This is a genomic window from Limnobacter sp., assembly GCF_046297615.1.
In the GTDB taxonomy this organism is placed as follows: domain Bacteria; phylum Pseudomonadota; class Gammaproteobacteria; order Burkholderiales; family Burkholderiaceae_B; genus Limnobacter.
On record NZ_JBKBHM010000007.1, the window covers coordinates 40,378 to 64,089 of the forward strand.

The 23,712-nt window shown below is 57.6% G+C and carries 20 protein-coding genes; 14 read left to right on the forward strand and 6 right to left on the reverse strand.

Annotated elements, in window-relative coordinates; genetic code table 11:
• The first annotated feature begins 15 nt into the window (after positions 1-15).
• Together ACK4FF_RS13490 and ACK4FF_RS13495 are read left to right on the forward strand one after the other, a co-directional pair.
• Entirely contained in the window at positions 16-735 is a 720-nt protein-coding gene (locus ACK4FF_RS13490; RefSeq protein WP_409710316.1) for a helix-turn-helix transcriptional regulator, read from the forward strand.
• Positions 732-1,250: a hypothetical protein gene (locus tag ACK4FF_RS13495; protein ID WP_409710319.1), complete on the forward strand. Its 519-nt coding sequence runs from the start codon at positions 732-734 to the stop codon at positions 1,248-1,250. Before ACK4FF_RS13490 ends, ACK4FF_RS13495 begins: the two co-directional genes overlap by 4 nt.
• Positions 1,251-1,290: 40 nt before the next feature.
• Here ACK4FF_RS13495 and ACK4FF_RS13500 read toward each other — a convergent pair whose 3' ends face one another.
• Entirely contained in the window at positions 1,291-2,070 is a 780-nt protein-coding gene (locus ACK4FF_RS13500; RefSeq protein ID WP_409710322.1) for a nitroreductase family protein, read from the reverse strand.
• Between the two features lie 204 nt (positions 2,071-2,274).
• On the opposite strand from ACK4FF_RS13500, the gene ACK4FF_RS13505 reads away from it, so the two are divergent.
• The 3 genes from ACK4FF_RS13505 (at position 2,275) to ACK4FF_RS13515 (ending at position 6,130) form a co-directional block, all read left to right on the forward strand.
• Positions 2,275-3,477, forward strand: a complete 1,203-nt coding sequence (locus tag ACK4FF_RS13505) for an ammonium transporter (RefSeq protein ID WP_409710325.1) — start codon at positions 2,275-2,277, stop codon at positions 3,475-3,477.
• A 64-nt stretch (positions 3,478-3,541) separates the two neighbouring features.
• Positions 3,542-4,354, forward strand: a complete 813-nt coding sequence (locus tag ACK4FF_RS13510; protein ID WP_409710327.1) for a hypothetical protein — start codon at positions 3,542-3,544, stop codon at positions 4,352-4,354.
• Between the two features lie 297 nt (positions 4,355-4,651).
• Positions 4,652-6,130: an OmpP1/FadL family transporter gene (locus ACK4FF_RS13515; RefSeq protein ID WP_409710330.1), complete on the forward strand. Its 1,479-nt coding sequence runs from the start codon at positions 4,652-4,654 to the stop codon at positions 6,128-6,130.
• A 56-nt stretch (positions 6,131-6,186) separates the two neighbouring features.
• Here the strand turns inward: ACK4FF_RS13515 and ACK4FF_RS13520 are convergent, their stop codons facing one another.
• The gene (locus tag ACK4FF_RS13520) at positions 6,187-7,008 is read right to left on the reverse strand and encodes an SUMF1/EgtB/PvdO family nonheme iron enzyme (protein ID WP_409710333.1); all 822 of its coding nucleotides are present in this window, start codon (positions 7,006-7,008) and stop codon (positions 6,187-6,189) included.
• A complete protein-coding gene (locus ACK4FF_RS13525; RefSeq protein WP_409710336.1) occupies positions 7,005-9,398 on the reverse strand; it encodes an arylsulfatase in 2,394 nt (797 codons plus the stop codon). The genes ACK4FF_RS13520 and ACK4FF_RS13525 overlap by 4 nt, the downstream gene beginning before the upstream one ends.
• 95 nt (positions 9,399-9,493) lie before the next feature.
• Between ACK4FF_RS13525 and ACK4FF_RS13530 the strand changes: the two genes are divergently transcribed.
• On the forward strand, positions 9,494-10,588 hold the full coding sequence (locus tag ACK4FF_RS13530; RefSeq protein WP_409710339.1) for a glutathione binding-like protein: 1,095 nt from the start codon (positions 9,494-9,496) through the stop codon (positions 10,586-10,588).
• Positions 10,582-11,220: a TetR/AcrR family transcriptional regulator gene (locus ACK4FF_RS13535; protein WP_409710342.1), complete on the forward strand. Its 639-nt coding sequence runs from the start codon at positions 10,582-10,584 to the stop codon at positions 11,218-11,220. The genes ACK4FF_RS13530 and ACK4FF_RS13535 overlap by 7 nt, the downstream gene beginning before the upstream one ends.
• On the opposite strand, the gene ACK4FF_RS13540 is transcribed toward ACK4FF_RS13535, so the two are convergent.
• The gene (locus tag ACK4FF_RS13540) at positions 11,163-11,771 is read right to left on the reverse strand and encodes a TetR/AcrR family transcriptional regulator (protein WP_409710345.1); all 609 of its coding nucleotides are present in this window, start codon (positions 11,769-11,771) and stop codon (positions 11,163-11,165) included. The two genes, ACK4FF_RS13535 and ACK4FF_RS13540, sit on opposite strands and share 58 nt — an antisense overlap.
• A gap of 136 nt (positions 11,772-11,907) precedes the next feature.
• Here ACK4FF_RS13540 and ACK4FF_RS13545 point away from each other — a divergent pair, with 136 nt between their 5' ends.
• The 7 genes from ACK4FF_RS13545 to ACK4FF_RS13575 all read left to right on the forward strand — a co-directional run bounded on the left by ACK4FF_RS13545 (position 11,908) and on the right by ACK4FF_RS13575 (position 19,863).
• Positions 11,908-13,035 carry a glutathione S-transferase family protein gene (locus ACK4FF_RS13545; protein ID WP_409710348.1) on the forward strand — a complete coding sequence of 376 codons (1,128 nt, stop codon included), beginning with the start codon at positions 11,908-11,910 and terminating at the stop codon, positions 13,033-13,035.
• On the forward strand, positions 13,032-13,778 hold the full coding sequence (locus ACK4FF_RS13550) for an SDR family NAD(P)-dependent oxidoreductase (protein ID WP_409710351.1): 747 nt from the start codon (positions 13,032-13,034) through the stop codon (positions 13,776-13,778). The genes ACK4FF_RS13545 and ACK4FF_RS13550 overlap by 4 nt, the downstream gene beginning before the upstream one ends.
• 7 nt (positions 13,779-13,785) lie before the next feature.
• Positions 13,786-14,592, forward strand: a complete 807-nt coding sequence (locus ACK4FF_RS13555) for a peptidyl-prolyl cis-trans isomerase (RefSeq protein ID WP_409710354.1) — start codon at positions 13,786-13,788, stop codon at positions 14,590-14,592.
• Positions 14,589-15,593 carry a HupE/UreJ family protein gene (locus ACK4FF_RS13560; protein ID WP_409710357.1) on the forward strand — a complete coding sequence of 335 codons (1,005 nt, stop codon included), beginning with the start codon at positions 14,589-14,591 and terminating at the stop codon, positions 15,591-15,593. Before ACK4FF_RS13555 ends, ACK4FF_RS13560 begins: the two co-directional genes overlap by 4 nt.
• Positions 15,586-17,907: a DUF3604 domain-containing protein gene (locus tag ACK4FF_RS13565; protein ID WP_409710360.1), complete on the forward strand. Its 2,322-nt coding sequence runs from the start codon at positions 15,586-15,588 to the stop codon at positions 17,905-17,907. The genes ACK4FF_RS13560 and ACK4FF_RS13565 overlap by 8 nt, the downstream gene beginning before the upstream one ends.
• Positions 17,908-17,909: 2 nt before the next feature.
• Positions 17,910-18,983: an MBL fold metallo-hydrolase gene (locus tag ACK4FF_RS13570; protein WP_409710362.1), complete on the forward strand. Its 1,074-nt coding sequence runs from the start codon at positions 17,910-17,912 to the stop codon at positions 18,981-18,983.
• Positions 18,984-19,077: 94 nt separating this feature from the next.
• On the forward strand, positions 19,078-19,863 hold the full coding sequence (locus tag ACK4FF_RS13575) for a hypothetical protein (RefSeq protein WP_409710365.1): 786 nt from the start codon (positions 19,078-19,080) through the stop codon (positions 19,861-19,863).
• A gap of 62 nt (positions 19,864-19,925) precedes the next feature.
• Here the strand turns inward: ACK4FF_RS13575 and ACK4FF_RS13580 are convergent, their stop codons facing one another.
• Entirely contained in the window at positions 19,926-21,587 is a 1,662-nt protein-coding gene (locus tag ACK4FF_RS13580; RefSeq protein WP_409710367.1) for a GMC family oxidoreductase, read from the reverse strand.
• A gap of 94 nt (positions 21,588-21,681) precedes the next feature.
• Positions 21,682-23,712 carry an ATP-binding protein gene (locus ACK4FF_RS13585; RefSeq protein WP_409710370.1) on the reverse strand — a complete coding sequence of 677 codons (2,031 nt, stop codon included), beginning with the start codon at positions 23,710-23,712 and terminating at the stop codon, positions 21,682-21,684.

Sequence of the window (23,712 nt, forward strand, 5' to 3'; positions counted from 1 at the left end):
TTGGGAGGCCTGACCATGAGCATTAACGACCGGTTTTTACAAATAGACCAAGCACTGCACGCTAATGGCTTGATGACCAAGGAGGCGCTGCTCAAGCGCTTGGGCGTGTCTTGGGCCACTCTGAAACGCGACCTGACACATCTGCGCGACCGCTTGCACGCACCCATCGTGTTCGACCGAAAAGCAGGGGGTTACCGATTCGCGGCAGACCCGGCCCCAAAAACCAGCAAAGGCACCCGCTACAAAGCCGCACGCGCCTGGCTACCCACCCCTGAACTGCATGCCCTGCTCGCCGCGTGGCAGCACCTTGGGGCGCTGCCCCCAAAAAGCCTGCTTGCCGCCAGCGTGCAAAGCATTGAAAGCCGAATCGCAGCATTGCTGGAAGGTGAAGGCCACCGCGCCTCTGAGGTTCAAAAGCGCATCGTGGTGGATGTGGCCCACGCGCCCACAGACGATGTACCGCTGCTGGACACCATTGCCTTGGCCACGGTGCGCCGCCAAAGGCTCCGCCTTCAATTGAAGGAGAAAGGCAACAAGGCCTTGGTGACGCGGGAAGTGTCCCCCCAACGGCTGGTGCAAACCCGCCAAAACTGGGTGTTGGACGCCACCGAGCACCCCTCGGGCTCCACCCTTTCCATTGCAGTCAGCACCCTGGTGACTGTTGAAATGCTGGAGAGCAAGGCCCGCAACGCGGCCCTCGGTGGTGACACTGCAGCCTCGCGCAAAAAAGCATGATCAGCGGACTGACTTGGCCCGCCTTCCAGGTGATGGGGGTGGCCGCCCAAGGTTTGCCCGACGCCATGCCCCCGCAATGGGCTGGGTGGTGCATCAAGCATGTGTTTCAAGGGGTGTTGCACCTCAGCCCATCACTGGCGCTGCACTATGTGCCAGAGCGTTTTGAATTGCGGGCTTGGGGTTTGACTGTGCCGCTGGACACCACCGACTGCCGGGCCGTCCACCAAGAACAGGTGAAGATCAGTTCAGTGGGCCACCAACCCGATGCCTTGGGCATTCTAAGGTTGGGTAACATTCAATGGTCGTTCATGAATGAAGAGACGCTAGGGCACTGGCACCAAGTGGTCATGGACAGTTTCACCGAGCTCCGGTTGACTTCCATCGACGCATTGAAGGCCCGGGAAGACGCCTTGGCGAAAAAAGCCCTTGCGCTGCAACAACGTGCGGTGGCCCTTCAATTGGGCAACGCGCAAGCCCTGTACTGGAGCAGGCTGGCCTTGGCTGAACTGGCGTAATGCCCATGGGCCAAGGCCACTGAACAGCGAACGATTGGGTTCAGATTTCGTGAACAAACAGCTCGCGCTCGAAGCGAACCTGTGGCCAGAACACCCCATCGTCAGCACGCTCACCCGCACCAATCACCATGATCGGGAAAGCACCATCGTCCAGTTTCAACAGGCTGCGCACACGGGCCTCATCGTAACCTTCCATCATGCAGGTGTCGAACCCGTGGGCGCGGAACGCCAGCACCAGGTTTTCACAAGCCAAGGCGGCACTCTTGGCTGCCCAAAGCTCCACTTCGGCACGGGTGTACGGGCCACGGGGCAAAGGGGCAATCAAACCGCCCACATTTGATGCGGCTTTTTTGACCAGCGCGAAGCTGTTCAAAGGGCCCGGAGCATAGTTGTAGGGAATCAATTGGTAATAGCGACGAACCAGAGGCGGCACTTCAGGCATTGGCCATTCCTGAATCATCTTCTTGGAAAAATCGCTGACGCGGTCAACCCGGGCCACGCAGACAATCAATTCCTGCGCTGTTTTGGCGGCCAGTTGCCCCAGGCAAGCTTTGACCAATTGGCGCTTTTTGTCCGGCGATTTGACCACATAAAACTCCCACGGCTGCAAACCTGATGAACAAGGGGCCAGCAACGCCATGTCCAGGCAATCGTCGAGCACTTCCTTGGGAATGGGCTTGTCAGTGAATTTGCGCACCGAACGGCGGCTTTCAACCACCTTCTTGAAATTCTTGGCGCTGATGCCGCTTGGGGCGGGTTCGTAATAGCGTTGTTTGCCATCGATGTCGATGGTTTTGAATTTGGGGGCGGCTTTGCTCACGGGCGTACTCCATGGATGCGGTGAGTTTCAACAGGTTGACACAATGTCAACGGCCCTCAGTGTCGCGCAAGCCGGCCTTGTCGTCCAGAAAGAAACATTCCAATTGCCTTACAGCCGACAAAGCACCACTTCGGTGCAAAACACTTGGCATCATGTTTGCTCCAATGGGGTGCACATCCTGTCAAACTCCAAAAATTCACCAAAATGGAACAACTACAGCTTGCTTTAGACACTCTTTTTGTGCTTTTAGGCGCCATCATGGTGCTTGCGATGCACGCGGGCTTCGCCTTTCTGGAAGTCGGTACGGTTCGAAACAAAAACCAGGTCAACGCGCTGGTTAAAATTTTGTCCGATTTTGCAGTCAGCACGATTGCGTATTTCTTTCTGGGCTACTTGGTGGCCTACGGTGTGTCGTTCTATTCGCCAGCCGCCACCCTGAATGTCGACAACGGCTATGGCTTGGTTAAATTCTTCTTCCTGCTGACTTTTGCAGCAGCCATTCCCGCCATCATTTCCGGCGGCATCGCCGAACGGGCCAAGTTTGGGCCGCAACTGGCAGCCACCGCCATCATTGTTGGCGTGGTATACCCCTTCTTCGAAGGCATGGTGTGGAACGGTAACTTTGGCATTCAAGAATGGCTGCAGGCCAGTTTTGGGGCCCCGTTCCGCGACTTCGCAGGCAGCATCGTTGTTCACGCGGTGGGCGGCTGGCTGGCCTTGGGCGCAGTCATCATGCTGGGTGCACGCCGTGGCCGGTACAGCAAGGACGGGCGCGTGGTCAGCCACCCTCCCTCCTCGATTCCTTTCCTGGCCTTGGGCAGTTGGGTTCTGGCAGTGGGCTGGTTCGGCTTCAACGTGATGAGCGCGCAGAAAATTGCGGGGATCTCGGGCTTGGTGGCTGTCAACAGCCTGATGGCCATGGTGGGCGGCACCTTGACGGCGATGCTCATGGGCCGCAACGACCCCGGCTTCACCTACAACGGCCCACTGGCGGGCTTGGTGGCCGTGTGCGCAGGCAGCGACATCATGCACCCCCTGGGTGCATTGGCCACCGGTGGTATTGCGGGTGTGCTGTTCGTTTACATGTTCACGCTGACCCAAAACCGCTTGAAAATTGATGATGTGCTGGGCGTGTGGCCTTTGCATGGCCTGTGCGGTGCACTGGGCGGCATTGCAGCAGGCGTGTTCGGTCAGGAGGCCTTGGGCGGTATGGGCGGCGTCAGCCTGATCAGCCAACTGATTGGCACCGCAGGCGGTGTGGTGTTCGCTGGCGTTGGCGGTTTCGTGGTGTACGGCGTATTGAAAACTGCGGTCGGCATTCGTCTGGATGAAGAGCAGGAATTCAACGGTGCAGACTTGACGATTCACAAAGTAAGCGCAACGCCTGAGCGCGAGACCAGCTGGTAATCCACCTGCAACAGACAAGGCAGGTTATGCTTGCCTTGTTTGACCTCTTTTCTCCGCATTGTCTGTGCAATCCAAAGCCTCACCCAAACAACTGATTCTTGGCCTCATGCTTGCAGCCAAGGGCAAGCCGGTGAAGGCGGCCCACATGGTGGTGGCGTGCCAACTGTTTGGTGTGTCAGAAAACCATGTGCGCGTTGCGCTGACACGGTTAAGCGCCGAGGGACATTTGAAATCGGTGTCGCGTGGGGTGTATGCCTTGGGCACCCGGGCTGCCCCCACCGGTGACGATGTTCGCGATTGGTCGCAGCGGCTGGGCATTGCTCAGGCCTGGAACGGCCAGTTCATCGTGGCCATCACCACCAACCTCGGGCGTAAAGACAGGCAACAGGTTCAGGCCCGCGAACGGGCGTTGGGTATGCATGGCTTCAAAGTCTGGCTGCCCGGTGTGTTTGTACGGCCAGACAACCTGGCCTGGGGCATTGATGGCCTTCACACCCGCCTGCTGGACAAAGGCGTTGAGCCTGATTTGGCCCTGAACTGGATGACGCCACGCAACCAGAACCAAGCGCAAGAAATACAGGCGCTCTGGGACGCGCGAAAGCTGGAGCGGCTGTACAAAAGCCACCTTCAGAAAATGCAGAACTGGTTGAAGGGCTACCAAAAAATGGCTTTGGAGCGGGCGGCTCGTGAAGCGTATCTGGTGGGCAGCGAAGCGATTTACCAAGTGCGCCACGACCCTTTGCTGCCTGATGCGTGGATTGACCGGGCATTGCGCGATGAGTTTTTCGCCCAAGTGGAACAGTTCAACGCACTGGGCCAGCAGATCTGGCATGACATTCAAATTCGCATCCTGAAAGACGGTGAAGCGCCTTACTAAGGCATCGCCAACGGCGTTCTGGCCAGTCGTGTTTTCCACCGAACGATTGATTGACCTTTCCGGACATTCTTGGCCCTGATACAGCGCTGCCCCCCTTCGCTGACTTGCATCCAGTTCACATTTCGACAAGTATCACGTTTAGAAACATTACTCGAATTTCCTTAGAGAGGGCTGACAGTAAGGTTAATAACTCATCAGTCAATTATTTTCAGCAGCACCTGAACACAATAAATCGGGAAACCGGGCAAAGACCACGGTTCCCAGCTAATTCAGAGAAGAGAGGCAGGAGACAAGCCCATGAAAGTGTTGCAACACCGCCTTGGCGCAAGGCTGGTTCAAACCAGCCTTGCAATGGCCATCGCATCCCTGTGGTCGACCCCCCTATTTGCAGGGGGCACAGCCAACGACAACCAGTACACCCAAGGTGCAGCCACGGCTGGCGCGGGCCAGGCCGCTGAAGGGGGTGACGCTTCAGTCATCTTCTTCAACCCGGCCGCCCTGACCCGTTTGAAGCGCGCCGAGCTGGTGAACACCGCTGCTTTTGCAGCGTTCGAGAACAGCTACCGTTCCAACATCAACAACGACGGTGCGCCCACCGCGCAAGGCACTCAAGGCTCTGCGGGGCAGACCTTCAACCGCCGCGATGGGTACGACGCTGCCTTGCTGATTCCAGCATTGTTCATTGCCATTCCCGTGAACGAAAAGCTGGTGATGGGCTTCAGTGCCTCGGGCTCACATGGTTTGATGGCGCGTTATGACCAAAACTTCCCGGGGCGTGGGCAAGGCCGTGAAATCGACTTCAAGGTGACACGCTTGAACTTGGGCTTTGGCTACAAAATGAGCCCTACCCTGTCCGTGGGTTTCAACGGGTCTTATGAGCGTTACTTTCAGTCGATTAAACTGCGTCTGAATTTCCGCGATGCGATCAACAAGCTGGCCCCGGGTTCTGCACCCGTGCTGGACGCTTACTCAGCCATCAACCCAGCGGCCACGATTCCCGGCGAAACCGACGCATCGCTGAGAATGTTCGGTTGGGCCTTCAACGGCCAGGCCGGTCTGCTGTGGGAGCCCACCGAACGTACGCGAATTGGCGCATCCTATCGCCCCAAAACCCGTTTCCGCGGCAACACGGGCAAACTTGAGGTGAATGAGAACGAAAACACAGCTGCTTTTCGGGAATTCCTCCAAGGCCCTGAAATTGCCCTGTTAGGCCCAGTACTGGGTGCCAACGGCCCACAGGCTGCCGGGGATTTGGCGCCGTTCCAACGCATCAAGCAGGACATCGATTTTCCGGATGAACTTCGCTTGACGGTGTTTCACCACGCCACCCCCAAGCTGGACCTGATGGCCACTTACACGCGGCAGGACTACACGGTCAGTCAGATCCGTTTCGTACGCGAATCGAACAATCGTGTACTCGAGGACATTCCCCAGAATTTCCAGGTGGCCCATTCGTATCGATTCGGTCTGAACTACCGCCTCTACAAACGCTTGACGCTGCATGCGGGCTATGCCCGTGAAAACGGTGTGGTGAAGGACGATTTGCGCGTGCCGATTCTGCCGGACAACGACCGTCAGTTTTACGGCATCGGGGCCAGCTATGACTTGAGCCGCGACACCACCCTTTCCGTGGGTTATCAATTGCTGGATATCAAGGCTGGCGCTGTGGGCAACAACAAGTCCATCACGCCAGTTGAGGTATCAGGTGCTAACTTCAACGGTACCACCGACTTGAACCTGCACTTCTTCTCAGTGGGCGTGATCGAGCGGTTCTGATTCTGATTACAACTTAGCAGTCGTGTCTTTAGGGCCTACCTCGGTAGGCCCTTTTTTCATGGCTGTGCAGAATACACACAACGAAACCCAAGGTGTGAGGTGGTGTGGTTGCCCTGCATCGCAGTGCGGGCTGCAGGCCGATAGCGAAGGCAATACTCGGCAGCGCACAGGTGCGAGCCCCCTTTCACGGCCCACGCCATGCCTTCATCAGCCGACTTGGAACAACAGGATTTCACAGGCTCACTGGATGAGCCTGCAATGAATTGGGTCAAAGTCCATTCCCAAGTGTTGCCAATCATGTCCAGCAAGCCGAACCCGTTGGCCGGAAACTGGCCTACGGGAACGGTGCCGGCCACATGGCCTTCAGGAACGTACCAAGGAAATGCCCCCCGCCACACATGGGCCATGCGCTGGCCGTCGGGTGCAAACTCAGCACCCCAGGCGTAGGGCTGGCCCTGCAAACCACCACGGGCTGCATATTCCCACTGCGCCTCGGTGGGCAAGCTGCCCCCAGCCCAAGCGGCGTAGGCTTTGGCATCAGCGAGGGCGATGTGCACCACCGGGTGGTCCGCCAGCGCTTCAGAACCTTGCCCGCTGGGGCATCGCCATGAGGCGCCGGCCGCAGCGCGCCACCACGCCGAGGGGTCATTCAGTGGCACAGGGCCTTGGGTCATCACAAACACATGGGAATGACCACGCTGCTCGGCCACAGTCACATACCCAGTCTCCTGAACAAAGGCGTTGAACCGGGACACAGTCACCGGTGTGAGGTCCATCCGGAAGGGTGGAACCTCGACCCAGCGGGCTGGGCGTTCCTCGGGGTAATGGTCATTGGACCCCATAAGGAAACGCCCACCGGGAACGTCACAAATGCTCAAACCCGAATGCCCATCTGGTTGATGAACCGCAGCATTTCAACCGGGTTGGTTTTGCGTGTGTCCACGTCGATGGTAATGCGCTGAATGGTGCCCTGGAACCGGTTCGGGCCTTTGTAGCGGGTGGACACCTGGTTGCCCAAGTCTTCGCCCACTGTAAAGCCATCGTAACTGGTCGAGAACAAGACACGCTTGAAGGTGTGCTTGGCCACTTCCTTGCCATTGACCAACAAGGTTCCTTCGCCATCAAAAGGCCGCGCGGTCATGTTCTGCACATACTCAACAACCAGCTTGCCTTCGGGCAACGGGGTTTTGGATACGATGCGCTCCACATAAGGCACAAGGCTTTGTTCGTAACACAACAGGCCGTCCTGAACGTACAGTACCCAACCTGCATACTTGGCGCCTTGGGCCACCAGCACCCCTTCCCCTTTGCCGGCCGGGCGCTCGCATTCAATGCGAATTCGGTGCGACAAGCCACACACGATGGGGGCCACATCTCGGGCCAGTCGTTCAATCGGCGGGCGCAAATCCCACTTGGAACGCAGGCTTTTGTCCTGCCTGTCCTGCGCAAGGCGAATCACGAGGTTACGGTCATCCAGCGGCAGCACATTGTATTTCTGGGCGGCCTGCAGCCATTTGTCCATCAGGCGTTTGACAATTTCCGGGTGTTCCTTGGCTTTGTTGTTCAACTCATTGGGGTCTTTGGACAGGTCGTACAGCTCCCACACATCATTTTCAAAAGGCGTGCCGCGTTCGTGGCGCACCACCAGCCGCCAGTTGCCCTCCATGTACGCGCGGTGGCCACTCAGTTCGAAATACTGTTCGTTGCGCGTGGGGGCCTGTGGGTTGGCAAAGGTAGGCAGCACACTCTGGCCTTCAATCGCCTTCTGTGGCTGGCCTTTGTAGGTGGGTGCACGCTTGGCACCGGTGGCCTCCAGCAGCGTGGGAAACAGGTCCACCACATGAACAAAGTTGCTGCGCACTTCACCTTTGGCAGCAATCCCTTTGGGCCAACTGACAATCAATGGGTCTGACACACCGCCGAGGTGCGCATATTGTTTGTACATCTTGAATGGTGTGTTGGAACAGGCGGCCCAGCCCATGGGGTAATGGGGGAAGGTGCCCTCCTCGCCCATCTGGTCGTACAGTTGTGCAGCCTCTTCCACGGGGATGGGGCGGCCAAATGCAGGCGCAAACACGTTGGGAGTGCCTGTGGGGGTGCCTTCGGCTGAACCACCGTTGTCCGAGAACAGCAACACAATGGTGTTCTCACGCACACCCAACTCGTCCAAGGTGCTCATGAGGCGGCCGATGTTGCGGTCCATGCGACTCATCAGCCCTGCAAACACCTCCATGTAACGGGACATCACTTTGCGGTGCGCCGCAGGCACTTTGTCCCAGCTCTCAGAACCAAAAGACAGGGGTGGCAGCTCGACCGTCTCGGGCATCAAACCCAACTTCTTCTGGCGCTCAAGGCGTTGCGCACGCACTGCATCCCAACCTTGGTCGTACTGGCCTTTGTAGGCATCGCGGTCAGCGGCTGGGGCTTGCAAGGGTGAATGTGGGCCAGGGTAGGCCAGGTGCAAGTAAAACGGCTTGCCGGGTTCCAGCGCCTGCTGGGTGCGCAGGTAGGTGATGGCTTTTTCGGTGAGGTCGTCGGTGACGAAATAATCAGGCTGATCGGGTGGCTCAACCGGGGCCGTGCCCTCAAACAACTCCGAGGGTTTGAAGTAGTCGGTGGAGTGCCCTTGAAACCAGTATGCCCTGTCAAAGCCGCGCTGCGTTGGCCAGTTGTCGTAAGGGCCATTGGCCCCGGTGCTGTGGGCGTTGTTCACATGCCATTTGCCCACCAAGAAAGTTGACCAACCTGAATCCCGCAACACTTCAGCCAGGGTGGCTGCCTCGTGGGTCAGGTCCCCCCGATAACCCGGGTAGCCCGCATCGATGTCAGCCAACCAACCCATGCCTGCGCTGTGGTGGTTCAACCCGGTGAGGAACGATGCGCGGGTGGGCGAACACATGGAGCAGGTTCGGAAATTGTTGTAACGCAGACCAGCTTCGGCAATCTTGTCCACATTCGGTGTGCGAATTTCACTGCCGTAACAGCCCAAGTCGGCAAAGCCGCAATCGTCGAGCAGAATGACCACCACATTGGGAGAACCAGCGGGGGCTTTGGCTTTTTCAGTGTTGGCCGGGCGGGAATCAGCAAACGACAGGGCCACTTGGGCCGCTTCACCTGGCGGCAAGGACGATGGCGTGATCAATGTTTTGGCTTTGCTGACCGCCACATAAGCACCGCTGCCCACCACACCCGCGCCCGCCGCACCGGCAGCCATGCCGGTGAGAAAGGCCCGCCGCTTCATCTGTTTTGGATTTCCGCCCTGTGTCATGCTGTCTCCTGATGTTTTTATCGTTGGGACCACTTAACTAGTGGCACTCTTTGTGTCACTATATTCAAACTCCAAGAATTACACAAGGACCCCGAATGTCGATCCCCAAACCACTGCGAGTCCACGGCCTGGACCTGTCCTATTTCACAGGCAAACTGGAAGGTTACCTGCGGGGCAAGGGCATCGCCTACGAGCTGATCGAGATGGACACGGGCGACTTCAAACGCTGCGGCAAAGCCACAGGCGTGGCCCAAATGCCGCAAGTGGAGTGGCACGCAGGCCAATGGTTGTCGGACACCACCCTGATCATTCCTTTTCTTGAAGACAAAGACAAACGCAGCACCATCACCCCAAGCGACCCGATGACGGTGTTCATGGCGCAGTTGCTGGAAGACTTCGCCGATGAATGGCTTTGGCGCCCTGCCCTGGTTTACCGGTGGGCCAATGCCAAAGACGCCCGCTTGATGGGCCAGCGCTTGGCCGAGGGCATGATGCGCGATGTTCCACTGCCCACCTTCCTGCGGCGAATGTTGATCACGGCCCGCCAACGCCTGCATTTTCTGTTTCTAGATGGCTTTACCCGCGGCACCCGCAAGCGCATCGAAGCCCATTACACCGAGTGCCTTTCAGCGCTTGAGAAGGTGCTTGCTCAACAGGCTTATGTGCTGGGCGAGCGCCCTACATTGGCGGACTATGGTTTTTTTGGCTCCATGTTCCGTCATTTTTTCAGCGACCCCACCCCGGCAGGCATCATGCGGAGAGATGCACCGAACGTGATGGAATGGGTTGCACGGTTGTGGAATGTGAAACTGGACCGGTTTGAGAAAGTGCCTTTTACAGCGGTGAGCCACCAGACGCTGGCCCCTCTGCTGCGCATTCTGATTGCTGAATTCATTCCTTACATGCAGGCCAATGAGGAAGGGGTGTTGAATGGCCAATGGCGGTTTGTGTTCAACAGCCAAGGCACACGCATCAAGATTCCAACCCACCGCTACAGGGCCTGGCGCTACCAACGTTTGCGGTTGCGCTTTCAGGCGCTGCCTGCCCAACAACGGGCCATGCTGGCGCTGGAATACCCAGAACTGAACGACGCACTGAAAGCACCCGTGAATGCCCCGGTGGACAACGCCTTGGGCCAACTGCCGATTGCTGCGCAGCGCAAAGGGCGTTTTGTGGGGCGCACATGGTAAACCAACCGCACACCGATGGCCGCAAAGCCCGTGGGCAGGAAAACCGCAGGCTGATTGTAGAAGCCCTGATGCAGTTGACCCACGAAGGCGTGATTTCACCGACAGCCGAAATGGTTTCCGAACGCGCAGGCGTGGGCTTGCGCACGGTGTTTCGGCACTTCGAAGACATGGAAACCCTGTACCGCGAAGTCAGCCTTCAGGCGCAATTGGTGGCAGCCCCCGTGTTGGCCAAACCAGTACAAGGCGATACCGTTCAGGACAAGTTGAAACACGCCATTGAGCGACGCACAGGCGTGTTTGAACAACTGATGCCGGTGTTTGTGTCCAACCGGGCACACCAACACGAATCGCCATTTCTTCGGGAACAACACGCCACCACAGTGGCACTGCAACGCATGCTGCTGGAGCAGTTTTTACCAAAAGAGATGGTTCGGGATGAAACCCTGTTTGAAGCCTTGGACCTAGCCTTGAGTGTTGAAACCTGGATGAGGCTGCGACGGGACCAGAACCTCAGCGTCACCAAAGCCAAAGCCGTGATGTTACGCACGGTGCTGGCTTTGGTGGGTAGTGTCGGTCAGAAGGAATCGGGCAGCACTCGGCCCAAGAGGCGGTCAAGCTCGTCCAAACCCTGATCACGCGTGATCAGGGAGTCACGCACCATTTGACGCATGCCCCAGAAGGCCATGATGAGCATCCAGGCCATGGCGCGGGCCGAGGTGGCGTCTTCAACGTTCGTCAACTTGCTGAACATGGGCTCCCAAAGGGTCAGCACTGTGTCCCGAATGCCCTGCCGAATGAACTCCAGTTCAGGCGAACCCAAGCCAGTGCCGGACAACAACTGCCACAACGCATCACCGCGGCCGCGGGGTAAATCAAGCGACACAATGGCGGCCGCACGAATGGCTTGCCTCAGGTTGTTCCGGTTGTCGGCAATGGCCTTTTCCGTGCCTTGGGCCGTGTTCATGAACACGGTCATGGCTGTGGCAGCCAACAAGCTGGATAGGTTGGGGAAATGCTGATACACCAGTTGTCGGCTGACGCCAGCCTGCTCGGCCAGCGCGCTCATGGTCAGGATGGACCAGCCCTGTGTTTCCACCATTTCGGCTGCTTTGTCCAGCAATACGCGACGGCGGTCTTCACGACCCAGATATGGTCTTTTTTCCCTCACTGCTTCGATCTCCATGGGTTTATGTCCTCATGTTTCGACCCGGCATAGCACCGGGGCATGCAATTAGAAATTGACATGCTGTAAATCGTATTGTCTAATGAATCTCACTCGGAGACAAGTTCTAACGCACAAACCTCGAAGAAGGTCGACAATGAGTCAACATTACACCCTTTTTGGCTGGCATCTGTCCTATTTCACAGGCAAGGCTTTGTGCTACCTGAACTACAAACAGGTCAGCTACACCTTGAAACCCGTGAACATACACACCTTGATGCGCACCATCAAGAAAGCCACCGGGGCTGCTGTCATGCCAGTGCTGCGCAGCCAGTCGGGCGAATGGATTCAAGACACCAGCATCATCATTGACCGCATAGAGGCGGAGTACCCGAATAACCCCGTGCTGCCGGGCACACCGGTGCAGCGCTTCGCCTCACGGCTACTCGAGGCTTGGGGTGATGAATGGTGGGTGCCCATTGCCATGCACACACGCTGGAACCACCCCGAAAACTACACCCTATTTGAGCACGATGCGGGCAAAGCCCTGCTGCCCGGCATGCCTTGGTTCCTTCAGAAGAAGGCCGCTGCCAAACCGGCCAAGTTTCTGCGCAGCATGTTGCCGTATGTGGGCATCATCCCCGAGCAATACGACACCATGGACCGATGGACTGATCTGATGCTGGACAGTCTGGATGCCCATTTCGCCCAGCACCCCTTCCTGTTGGGCCAGCGCCCCTCGCTGGGTGATTTCGGCCTGGTCGGCACCATGTATGGGCATTTGGGCCGCGACCCCTGGCCCAAACGGGAACTGATTGACCCACGCAAGCATTTAAGTGCCTGGCTGGAACGCATGAAAAACCCGGCTGGGTTTGCCAACCAACCACTGGCAGACAATGACGGCATACCGGTCAGCCTGAACCATGTATTTCATTCCGTGTTTCACGAATTCATTCCCCTGGTGGAGATGATTGGCCAGCAGGCCACTGCTTACGCGGAAAAACACGGCATAGAAAAAACACTGCCGCGCCGAATTGGCATGGCCACCACTGAAATGGCTGGCCGTCCGTTCCGCCGTGGCGCCCTGCCCTACATGATCTGGATGGTTCAGCGCGCCATGGACGAGTATCACGCTGCCACACCCCAGGACAAAGCGGCCATTGCCCAATGGTTGGCCCAGCACAAAGCCGAGCACTTACTTGACATGAACCTGCCGCGCGTCAAACGCGTGGCACTTTCCGTGGCCATCGAATCATTGCCACGGACTTTGGAGAACGCAGCATGAACAAAACCGCACTGATCACCGGCGCATCGTCTGGCATCGGCAAAGCGCTGGCCCTTGAGATGGCCAAGCGAGGCTACAACCTGGCGCTGACCGCACGTCGCGAAGACAAACTGAATGAGCTAAAGCAGCAGATTCATGAAGCCAACCCGGCCCTTCGGGTTGAAACAGCACGCCTGGACGTGAACGACACGGCGTCGGTGGACCCTGTGCTTTCGCAACTCATGGGCAGTTTTACGAAGGTTGACATTGTCGTTGTCAACGCAGGCATCAACTCTTTGACCAAGGTGGGCAAAGACGAACTCGAAGCGGAACTGGGCATCATTCAAACCAACATCAATGGGGCAATTGCCACAGTGCACGCCGCCACCAAATACTTCCGGGCCCAGGGCGGTGGCCATGTGGTGGGCATCTCCTCGCTGGCTTCGCTGAACCCGATTCCCAAACAAGCCGCCTATTGTGCAACCAAAGCGGCGTTTTCCATGTATATGGAATGTGCGGCCATCGAATTGGCCCGTCACAACATAGTGTTCACGCAGATTCTACCCGGCTTCGTCAAAACAGAGATCGTGGACAACATGGAGCAGTTTCCATTTCTGGTGTCTGCCGAGCAGGCCGCCCGCGAAATGGCCAACCACATTGAACACAAGAAGGCGGTCGGCGTCGTACCCGGCTACCCCTGGCGCTTCATCAAGCCCTTCATGGGCAAGATGCCGCGCGGCATCTGGAAAATGTTGAAGGTTTAAACACACGATGAAACCTCATTGGACCTTGATTGGATTTGTTGCTGTGGCCGCCGCCATTGCAGTGGCTGAATGGCGATCGCCAGAGGACACTGATCACAAAACCATCGTGGTCGATGAGAACTACCGCAATTTCATTCGTGAACAATTGAGCCAGCCCAGTGGAAGCCTCGCTGTGCAGATGGACTTCGATGAAGCCTTGCAGAAATTCCTTGAAGAGGAAGTGCTGTACCGGGAAGGCATGAAACTGGGCCTTCACCAGGACGACTTGATTGTCAAACGCCGGGTGGTTCAGAAAATGCGCTTCCTGATGGAAGACATGACGCCCCTGCAAAAGCCTGATGATGCACAACTGGCGCAATGGCTGGGCACCCACGCCGAACGTTATCGCACCGGCCGGGAAGTGGCGATGGAACATGTTTTCCTGAGCCGGGCCAAGCGCGGCGATGGTGTGATTGAAGAAGCCCGCACACTGGCCACCCAGCTTCGGGCGGGCCAAGCGGCGGCGCAAAGCGACCCTTTCCCCTTGCCATCGGGCTTGTCATCATGGGATGAAGACCGGCTTAGGCGCGAATTGGGAAGCCGCCCCACTGAACAGATTCTGGCCCTGCAGCCGGGTGTCTGGTCCGACCCGATTCAATCGGGTTTGGGTGTTCACATCGTGAAAGTGCAATCGGTGTCTGCGGGGCGCACCCTGACTTTGAATGAAGCACGTCTGCTGGTTCAACGCGACCTGGAAGCGGCCCAACGCGAGGAAGTCAACCGGGCTTCGGTGCAAGCACTGATGTCGCAATACCGTGTGGTGGAGCAACCGTGAAGGGCCTGTGGCATCGCATTCTGATTGCGGCGCTGGGCTGGGCCATAGTGGGGCCGGCTGTGGCCCATGAAATGGGCACATCTGCCCTATCCATTCGAGAATTTGGGGCTGGGCAGGCTGTGTTGATTTTCAAGCGCAGCCAATCCGCAGACGGGCGTTTGCCACCCATTGACTTCCAGTTTGAACCCGCCTGCGAACTGCATGATGTGCGCAACGAATGGGAAGGCGACAATGAGGTGGTGCAGCATGCGCTGTTGAATTGCAGCACGGCCTTGCAACACCACCGACTGAAAGCAAGCGGTTTTACCCGGCTGTCCCCTGACCTGATTGTTCAGGTGCAAACCGCAGACCAACCCCTGATTCAAGGTGTACTGACCCCGCAGCGCCCGGACATGTCGCTGGCCCCGGGCGAGGCACCCGACCTCAGCCTGCAAAGCTATTTCATCACAGGCGTGGAGCACATTGTGTTTGGCCTGGACCATGTGCTGTTTGTGATCGGCCTGTTCATTCTGTGGTGGCGCAGCGGTGAGGCCGTGCGCCGTTTGGTGGCCCTATTCACCCTGTTCACTGTTGGGCACAGCCTGACCTTGGCCCTTGTGGCCATGGATGTGTTGGTCGTTCCTACACGGGCCATTGAAGCCTGGATTGCACTGAGTGTGTTGTGGCTGGCCTTTCAATTGGCCATGAACCGACACCACACCACCAGCGCACCCGTGGTGCTTCTGTTTGGCCTGTTGCATGGCTCGGGCTTTGCCCTGTCGATGCAAGACAAAGGATTTCCCGCTGATCAACTTCTTCCCACCCTGTTGGCGTTCAACGTGGGCATTGAAGCGGGTCAGATTTTGATTGTTGGCGCTCTCGGGTTGGGTTTTCTCGCCCTTCGGCGCGTGTCTGCCATGGGGCTGCCGCCCTTGCGCGATTGGGCTGAACATGCACTGGTGATGTTGACCGGTGGGTTCGCGCTGTTTTGGACTGTTGAAAGGATGATGGTCTATGTCTGAACACCTGAATCACACCACCTTGGCCCGAAGAGGCCTGTCATTGGGCATCAGCCTGTCAGCAGCCTTGCTGGCCCTTTCATTGACCGGGTGTTTGGGCTCGTCCGACAGCCCCACTCAAACCACGGGCGGCTCTACCCTGCAACCCGCAGAAGTGCCAACGGACAAGGAATGTACCAACACCACAGTGCGCAAACAGGCTTACTTCGGCGACTTGCACATCCACACCAAGCTGTCGTTCGACGCTTACTTTTTCAACTCCATCAACGGGCCACGCGAAGCGTATCGCTTTGCCAAAGGCGACCCTGCCTTTTTGCCCTCCGGCGGCGACCCAGACACCCCTGTTCGGCAAATCAACATTGGCCGCCCTCTTGATTTTGCAGCCGTTACTGAACACGCTGAACAATTGGGGACCTTCTTTAACATCTGCCAAGTGCAGGGTAATATTCCAGCGGGCACCAACCCCGCATGCGATGTGTTCGGCGGCTTTATTCGCGACAATATTTCCGCATTCATCACGGGCCAAGTGCCGCTCTATCTGCAAGTGGTGACCAGCGCGGGCCGTAACGTGCCCAGCACACGCACCTGGCAGGACATTCAAGCCATCGCCAATTCCGAGAACGAACCCTGCAAGTTCACCACCTTCAATGGCTATGAATTTTCGTCGAACAAAGGCGGGCAGGTGCTTCACCGAAACGTGATTTTTGCCAATGAAACCGTGCCTACCGACGTGGTCAGCTCGGTACCCTTCCTGCCGACCAACGACAACACCAACGACGAATGGGGTTTGTTCGACCGTTTGAAAACAGAGTGCCTTGGTGTCGCCGGGTGTGACGTGGTCACCATTCCGCACAGCATGAACCAAAGCGATGGGCGTTTTGCCCGTGTGCGGGAAGTGAATACTGGTCTGCCACTGGCGCGCAACAACGCCACGTTGACCCAAGGCGATGCCATGCTGCGCAACTCGTTGGACCGCATCATGGAAATCATCCAGCACAAAGGGTCCAGTGAGTGCATAACCGGGTTCAATAACCTCAGCGGTGAAGAAGCCGGCAACTGCTCCTTCGAAGAATGGAAAACACTGTGCCGAGGCAAGGCAGACGACCCCGCCGAATGCAAACTGGTGTGCAAAGGCAAGGCGACCGACCCACTGTTCTGCCAGGTCAATCGTTACAGCGGTTCGAAATCGTCCATTCACGCTGTGCAGCCCTGTACCAGTGTGTCGCCCGGCGTATCCAGCCCTGACGACTGCTCCGCGCCACTGGACTACGCGCGTAACGTACTGCCCGAAGGCATGGCCTTGAAACGCAAATTGGGTGTGAACCCCTATCAGTACGGTTTCATCGGCTCAAGTGACACCCACAACGGCATCGCCGGCAACACCGACAAGAAGAAGTTTGCAGTCAACACTGGACACGGCGGTGTGCTTGACGATGAGCCTCCCGAAGCCCTGGGGCGTTGGGAATGCAGGCCACCTGCACTGCCTACCGACCCGATTCTGGGCATCAAGCCACCCGTGGGTAAAGGTGACCCGGCCAACCCGGCCAATTGCCAGGACCGCTATTTCAACCCCGTGGCCTCCAACTTCACACCCGGCGGTTTGGCCGGGGTGTGGGCCCGCGAAAACACCCGTAAAGAAATTTTTGCAGCCCTGAAACGGCGCGAAACATTCGCAACCTCGGGCTCGCGGATGCGTATTCGCACCCTGGCTTCAACCAGTCCGTTTCCTGCCGACATCTGTGACCGACTGGCACGCGGTGAAAGCCCCATTGAAGAAGGCTTGGTGCAGGGTGTGCCCATGGGTGGATCGCTGAAAGCCACGTCGGGTGGGCCCTACATCGTGGCCTATGCCGTACAGGACCCCGGTGGCGACGAGCCCGGCATTCCTTTGCAGAAACTGGAACTGATCAAAACCTGGGCCAACGCCAACCACGTGACGGAACAGAAGATCATCACCCTGCTTGAAAACAAATCCGCCCCGATGCCGACCAACCAGTGCCAAACGCCATTGTCAGGCCCGGAGCAGTTGTGCGCGGTGTTCCAAGACAAGCAATACGACCCCAAACTCGGCGCGTCATATTACGCCCGCGCGCTTGAAAACCATTCCTGCCGCTGGACCACCCAAAAGTGTGTGGCCAAAGGCGTGCGCTGCGATTTGCTGGACAAGTCCAACGGCCTGTTCCCGGCCAGCAGTGGCTTTTCTGGTTACGAAGGCTGCTGTCGCATTGAAGGTGAGCCCGGCAGCTTCCGGGGTGACTTCCGATTCATTACGCAACAAGAGCGGGCGTGGAGCTCGCCAATCTGGGTGGAACAATAACGATGACAATCACAAAAAAAGTGCTGTTCGCTGCGCTTGGCGCACTGGTGTTGGGCGGCGGTGTGGCTTGGGTCAAACGTGAGGCCATCACACTGAAGGTGGTGGAAAAAATCATTCGCGAGCGGATGCAGGACCCACTGGCCAGCCTGCCAGACGGCTTGCATGTGGCGCTGTGCGGCACCGGTTCACCTTTTCCGGACCCACAGCGTGCTGCACCGTGCACCATGGTCATCGCTGGAAAAACTGTGCTGCAATTTGATGCAGGCTCATCTGCGCCCCGACAAATCAACCGCATGGGCTTGAGCACAGGGCCCATTCAGGCCACCTTCCTCACCCACTTTCACTCAGACCACATTGACGGGCTGGGTGAATTGATGATGACCCGCTGGGCCCAGCAAAGCAGCAACAAACCCATGCTGCTCATTGCCCCGAAGGGCGGTGAATCGGTGTTGGCCGGGTTCATTGAAGCGTATCGAAACGACACCCGCTACCGCACAGCCCACCACGGTGTGGACACCATGAACCCGGAAATGTCCGGAGCCAAAGGTGTGTTTTTTGAACCCACGGCGCTGTCCACGGTGTTTGAAGAGGCCGGGGTGAAAGTTGAAGCTTTCGCGGTGAAGCACCCACCGATTGACCCCGCGGTGGGTTATCGGGTGTCTTACAAAGGCCGCACCGTGGTCATCAGCGGCGACACGCAGCCCAGCGACAACCTGGTGGAAGTGTCCAAAGGCGCAGACCTGCTGCTGCACGAAGCTTTGCACCCGGAACTGGTGGGGCGGCTGCAAAGCATTGCGTTTGAATCCAAGCGGCTGAAACTGGCCAAAATTTTTCAGGACATTCCCAACTACCACACCACTCCCCTGGAGGTGGCCCAAGAAGCCCAGAAGGCTGGCGTGAAGGCGGTGGTGTTGAACCACATCGTGCCCCCCCTGCCATTGCCACCGATGCGCGAGATATTCATGAAGGGCACATCACAGGCCTACAACGGCCCAATGACGATTGGTGAGGACGGCGACTTTTACAGCCTGCTGCCCGGCGATACAGGCCTGAAGACCGGCCGCCGCTGGCAATGAACAAGGGGGCGCACAGCCCCCATTTGCCGAATCCAGTCGATCGGGTTCGCCGTATAAGCAACAGTACACTCCCCTGACAGGAACCGACCGAAGCATGGACAACAACACCAACGCCACCGCTGCTGAATTGCTGGCCCAACCCGCCGATGCGCCCACCACAGTCGAGGCCGCTGCACCCGCAGCCGACAGTGCGATGCCTGCAACCGAAACAGCACCCTTGGCTGAAAATGCCCCGGCAAGTACTGAGCTGCCCCCGGCAGACCAAGTGACCGATGCGGTCGTGGCCCCCGACGCAGTTGCAACTGTGGAAGAAGAACCCAAAGAAGGCTCCAGTTCGGGCCTGTTTGGCGGCTATCTGGCCGCGCTGGGCATGGATCCTCTGGTGGCCACCATTGCTGGCAGCGCCGGTGTCGCTTTCATCGCCAACCAGAACAAAGACGATGGTGATGCCCCACCGGCCGCATCGGGCGGCGCCGTGTCGGCCCTCACAGACCAACTGCCGGCTGAGGTGACAGGCCCAATTGCGGATTCTCCGCTGGGTGGCCCCTTAGACATGGTGACCTCGGGAATTGACAGTGGCGTGGCCACGTTGACCGCACAAGCGGCTGGAACGCCTTTGGAAGGGCCTGCAACGCAGTTGAGCGATGCATTGGCGGGTGGTGCACCCTCTGGCCTGCCCTCAGGTCTGCCCTCGGGTGGAGGCTCTCCCCTTGATTCACTGCCAGTTCCCACGGACGCCAGCGCACTGCCCTTCGACATTCCCGGCGCATCCGGCGGTGGCAGCCCAGCGGACTCGCTGATGGCTGGTTTGTCGGCACTGCCCATCGGTTCTTCGGGCCTGCCGGCTGCACCCGACTTGCCAGTCCCACTGCCTGTCTAAAAAAACACCCGGCAGGCGGGTTCGCCTGTCGGGTGGTTTTCTATCCACTTCAAGCCAACCAATCAAACAACTTCCAGGCTGGGGCTGGCCACAATCTGGCTCTGTGCAGTAGTGGACACTGGCGCGACGCGCGACTGTCCACGCATCAAGTCCACCAGCTTTTCAGCCATCATCACGACAGGTGCATTGGTGTTGCCGCCAATCAGACTGGGCATCACCGACGCATCAATCACCCGCAAGCCTTCAAGGCCGTGAACCCGCAGTTCGGTGTCCACCACCGCCATACTGTCTACACCCATCTTGCACGTGCCAATGGGGTGGTACACCGTATCCACACGGTTGCGCAAGCTCTGCACAATCTCCTCATCCGTGTTCACATTCGCAGTGAATGGGTCGCCGCTGATGTGGCGTGCCAAGGCTGGGGCTTGCATGATTTTCCGGGTCAGCTTGAAGCCTTCGACCAAATCTTTCACGTCGTCCGGGTGCTCAAGAAATGCCGGGTCAATGACAGGTGCCTTGTCCATACCAGGACCTGCGAGTTTGACTGTGCCTCGGCTCCTGGGCCGCAACAAACACACATGGCAAGACAGACCATGTCCCAAACTGGGCTTGCGCGCATGGTCATCCACCATGGCAATCACAAAATGCAGTTGAACATCGGGTGCAGTGGAATCGGGTCGAATTTTCAGAAAGCCACCACCCTCGGCAAAGTTGCTGCTGATCAGGCCGCGTCGCTCCTTGCGGTAGCGCAAGAACTGGGTCAACAGATGCCACGCCCCTTTGAGCGAAATTCCCAGGGTGGCCGTGTGCCGGGTGTTAAAGCCAAATACGAAATCAGGGTGGTCCTGCAAGTTCTTGCCCACACCGGGCAAATGGTGCACCACGGGAATCCCATGTTGCTGTAACTCTTGGGCATCGCCCACGCCTGACACCATCAACAACTGGGGCGATTGAAACGCACCCGCAGCCAGCAAAACTTCACGCTTGGCGGTCAAGCGGGTGGCTGTGCCTTGCACCGTGGCCTGCACACCTGTAGCCCTTTTCCCCTCGAAGAGAATGCGCTCAACCATGGCTTGGGTGTACACACTCAGGTTGGGGCGTTTGAGCACCGGGAACAGATACGCACGGGCCACACTACACCGCTCGCCATTGGTTTGGGTCACCTGATAAATGCCCACGCCTTCTTGGTCTGCCCCGTTGAAATCGGTGGTCAGCTTGAAACCGGCTTCCTTGGCGGCTTGCAGGTAGATGTTTTGAAAAGGGTTGTCCGACCGCAACTGGCTGACTTTGAGTGGACCATCCTGCCCGTGGTATTCATTGTTGAACACCTCATTGCCCTCAGACAACCTGAAATAAGGCAACACATCATTGAACGACCAACCCTGACAGCCCTCTTCCCTGGCCCAGCGGTCGTAGTCAGTTTGGTGCCCACGGATGTACACCATCGCATTGATCGCCGATGAGCCACCCAAAGCCTTTCCGCGCGGCTGATACCCCACCCGGCCATTCAACCCTTTCTGAGGCACTGTTTCAAAAGCCCAGTTGTTGATTTTTGTAGGCACCATGCCAACGATACCCAAGGGGGTGTTCACCAAGGCACTGTTGCCTTCGCCCCCCGCCTCAAGCAAACAGACCGTGACATTGGGGTCTTCAGACAGGCGTGCAGCCATGACACTGCCGCCGCTTCCGCCACCAATGATGATGTAATCGAATTCTGTGTTCATGCGTCCCCCGTTCTTGTTTGGTCTATGACTCAAGAATAGGTCAGGCGACCGGAATATGGAATTCCTGAGGGGACAAGAAGATTGATTGAATCGGTCAAACCACCAACATGCGTTGCAGACATTCGCGCAATTGCTCAGCGCGTATGGGCTTGCCAATAAAGTCGTTCATTCCCGCAGCCAAGCATCGGTCACGGTCTTCGGGCAACACATTTGCGGTCATGGCCACAATAGGCACAGGTGGACCGCTGTGCTCCCGTTCCCACTCACGAATGGCTGCCGTGGCTTCAAGGCCACTCATCACCGGCATTTGCATGTCCATCAACACCACATCAAACTGCTTGCCCTTCACCAGCTCCAGCGCAAGGCGGCCGTTGGCGGCCAAGGTCACTTCACATTCCCACCGGGCAAGTAGCCGAGCAGCCAGTGTCTGGTTCACCAAATTGTCTTCAACCACCAGAACACGGCGCCCGGTCAGGTCGACCTGATCATGCGAACTCGCCACTGTCGGCGACAGTTGCACGTAGTCCAAAGCGGGCCTCAATGGCAAGTCGACAACAAAGCAACTGCCCACATCCGGAATACTGCGCACGCTCACCGTCCCCCCCATCAAGCGGGCCAGTTTTCGGGTAATGCTTAAGCCCAAGCCCGTGCCTCCGTAAGTCCGCGTGGTTGACGTATCGGCTTGCTCAAACGGCGCAAAAATCTTCTCCTGCAACTCCGATGGAATCCCCACGCCAGTGTCTTCAACCTCCAGGCGAACCATGGGGTTGGGGCCAGCCAGAACAGTCGCATGCACCGACACGCCACCTTGTTGCGTGAATTTAATGGCATTGCCTACAAGGTTGTTCAGAATCTGAACCAGGCGCAATGAATCGCCCAACACATGCTGGGGCAACTCAGCGTCAACCGCCCAGCTTAACTTCAAGGCTTTGGCCTCGGCTTTCGGCGCAAAAGGCCGCATGGACAAATCCAGCAATTGCCGCAGGTTGACCGGTTTCTCCTCAAGCTGCACCATGCCCGCTTCGATTTTGGAGAAATCGAGAATCTCATTCACGATCCCCAACAGATGTTCAGCCGACTCTTGAACCACATTCATGAAGTCCCGTTGCTCGGCATTCAAACCCGACTCCAGCAACAACTCACTCATGCCAATCACGCCGTTCAAGGGCGTGCGGATTTCATGGCTCATGTTGGCCAAAAACTCACTCTTGGCTTTGTTGGCTGATTCAGCCTCTTCTTTGGCTTTCTGAAGCGCCAGTCGATCAGCCTCACGCTCGGCCACCAAGTTGGCCACCACTGAAGCCACAATAGCCAAGTCGTTTGACCGATTGTCAAAAGCGACACCGTCTTTGGGCAAGAGGCTGGCCACCACCTGCCTGAGCAAGGCCAGTGCTTCGTCCCGCGCGTTCAACTCGTCCCGCAATTCGTGAGTTGTGCGCCTGAGAATTTCAAATGCAGGCCTGAACTCCACGGGCACTCTGGCAATTTTTCGAGCCATCTCCCGGTCATTGGGCACACGGTTGGTTTCATCGAACTGGGTCACATCCTGCAAGCTGGTCAGCCAGCGCTTCAAGGGGAAGCGAATGATGAAAAAACCACCCAAAGCCGCCATCAGGGCCAGGCCCACGGAGGCTTGAATCAACTCCCAAAATCCTTGAGTGATTACCTCCACATCAAAGGCCAGCCTGAGGACACCATAGTCCACGCCCCCGGCTGAGATGGTTCGGTTCACCTCATACAACTGATTTTGGACCTGCCGCTTCAGCCAGTTGGGCCCATCAGTTTTGGTGATGTTGGAATTGGCACTTTGAACCACCGCACCACTCAAGTCGATGAACTTGGCGCCAGCAAACCTGGAGCCCACGATGGCCTGGTTCAGCGTACGCTGAATGGTGTCGTAATCGCCAATCACCGCACTGTCCGTCACCGTTGAGGCCATTACCTCAATCAACATGTTGGCGCTGTCCTGCGCCTCATCAATCAGGGAATGGTATTGATAGGTGTAAAACAATCCGAAGGTGAGCGCGACAAAAAACATCAAGGTGGCCGTGTACAACACATACACACGCGTCACCAAGTGCTCGGGCAGCCAACGCCGCCACCAGCGCTTTTGTTGATCAGGCAA

What these genes read in the sequence shown, in the direction of transcription:
- ACK4FF_RS13515 (WP_409710330.1), top strand. Translation starts at nt 4,652, where the DNA reads ATGAAAGTGTTGCAACACCGCCTTGGCGCAAGGCTGGTTCAAACCAGC.
- ACK4FF_RS13565 (WP_409710360.1), top strand. Translation starts at nt 15,586, where the DNA reads ATGTCTGAACACCTGAATCACACCACCTTGGCCCGAAGAGGCCTGTCA.
- ACK4FF_RS13505 (WP_409710325.1), top strand. Translation starts at nt 2,275, where the DNA reads ATGGAACAACTACAGCTTGCTTTAGACACTCTTTTTGTGCTTTTAGGC.
- ACK4FF_RS13495 (WP_409710319.1), top strand. Translation starts at nt 732, where the DNA reads ATGATCAGCGGACTGACTTGGCCCGCCTTCCAGGTGATGGGGGTGGCC.
- ACK4FF_RS13545 (WP_409710348.1), top strand. Translation starts at nt 11,908, where the DNA reads ATGAGTCAACATTACACCCTTTTTGGCTGGCATCTGTCCTATTTCACA.
- ACK4FF_RS13535 (WP_409710342.1), top strand. Translation starts at nt 10,582, where the DNA reads ATGGTAAACCAACCGCACACCGATGGCCGCAAAGCCCGTGGGCAGGAA.
- ACK4FF_RS13580 (WP_409710367.1), bottom strand. Translation starts at nt 21,587, where the DNA reads ATGAACACAGAATTCGATTACATCATCATTGGTGGCGGAAGCGGCGGC.
- ACK4FF_RS13490 (WP_409710316.1), top strand. Translation starts at nt 16, where the DNA reads ATGAGCATTAACGACCGGTTTTTACAAATAGACCAAGCACTGCACGCT.
- ACK4FF_RS13540 (WP_409710345.1), bottom strand. Translation starts at nt 11,771, where the DNA reads ATGGAGATCGAAGCAGTGAGGGAAAAAAGACCATATCTGGGTCGTGAA.
- ACK4FF_RS13525 (WP_409710336.1), bottom strand. Translation starts at nt 9,398, where the DNA reads ATGACACAGGGCGGAAATCCAAAACAGATGAAGCGGCGGGCCTTTCTC.
- ACK4FF_RS13550 (WP_409710351.1), top strand. Translation starts at nt 13,032, where the DNA reads ATGAACAAAACCGCACTGATCACCGGCGCATCGTCTGGCATCGGCAAA.
- ACK4FF_RS13570 (WP_409710362.1), top strand. Translation starts at nt 17,910, where the DNA reads ATGACAATCACAAAAAAAGTGCTGTTCGCTGCGCTTGGCGCACTGGTG.
- ACK4FF_RS13555 (WP_409710354.1), top strand. Translation starts at nt 13,786, where the DNA reads ATGAAACCTCATTGGACCTTGATTGGATTTGTTGCTGTGGCCGCCGCC.
- ACK4FF_RS13530 (WP_409710339.1), top strand. Translation starts at nt 9,494, where the DNA reads ATGTCGATCCCCAAACCACTGCGAGTCCACGGCCTGGACCTGTCCTAT.
- ACK4FF_RS13575 (WP_409710365.1), top strand. Translation starts at nt 19,078, where the DNA reads ATGGACAACAACACCAACGCCACCGCTGCTGAATTGCTGGCCCAACCC.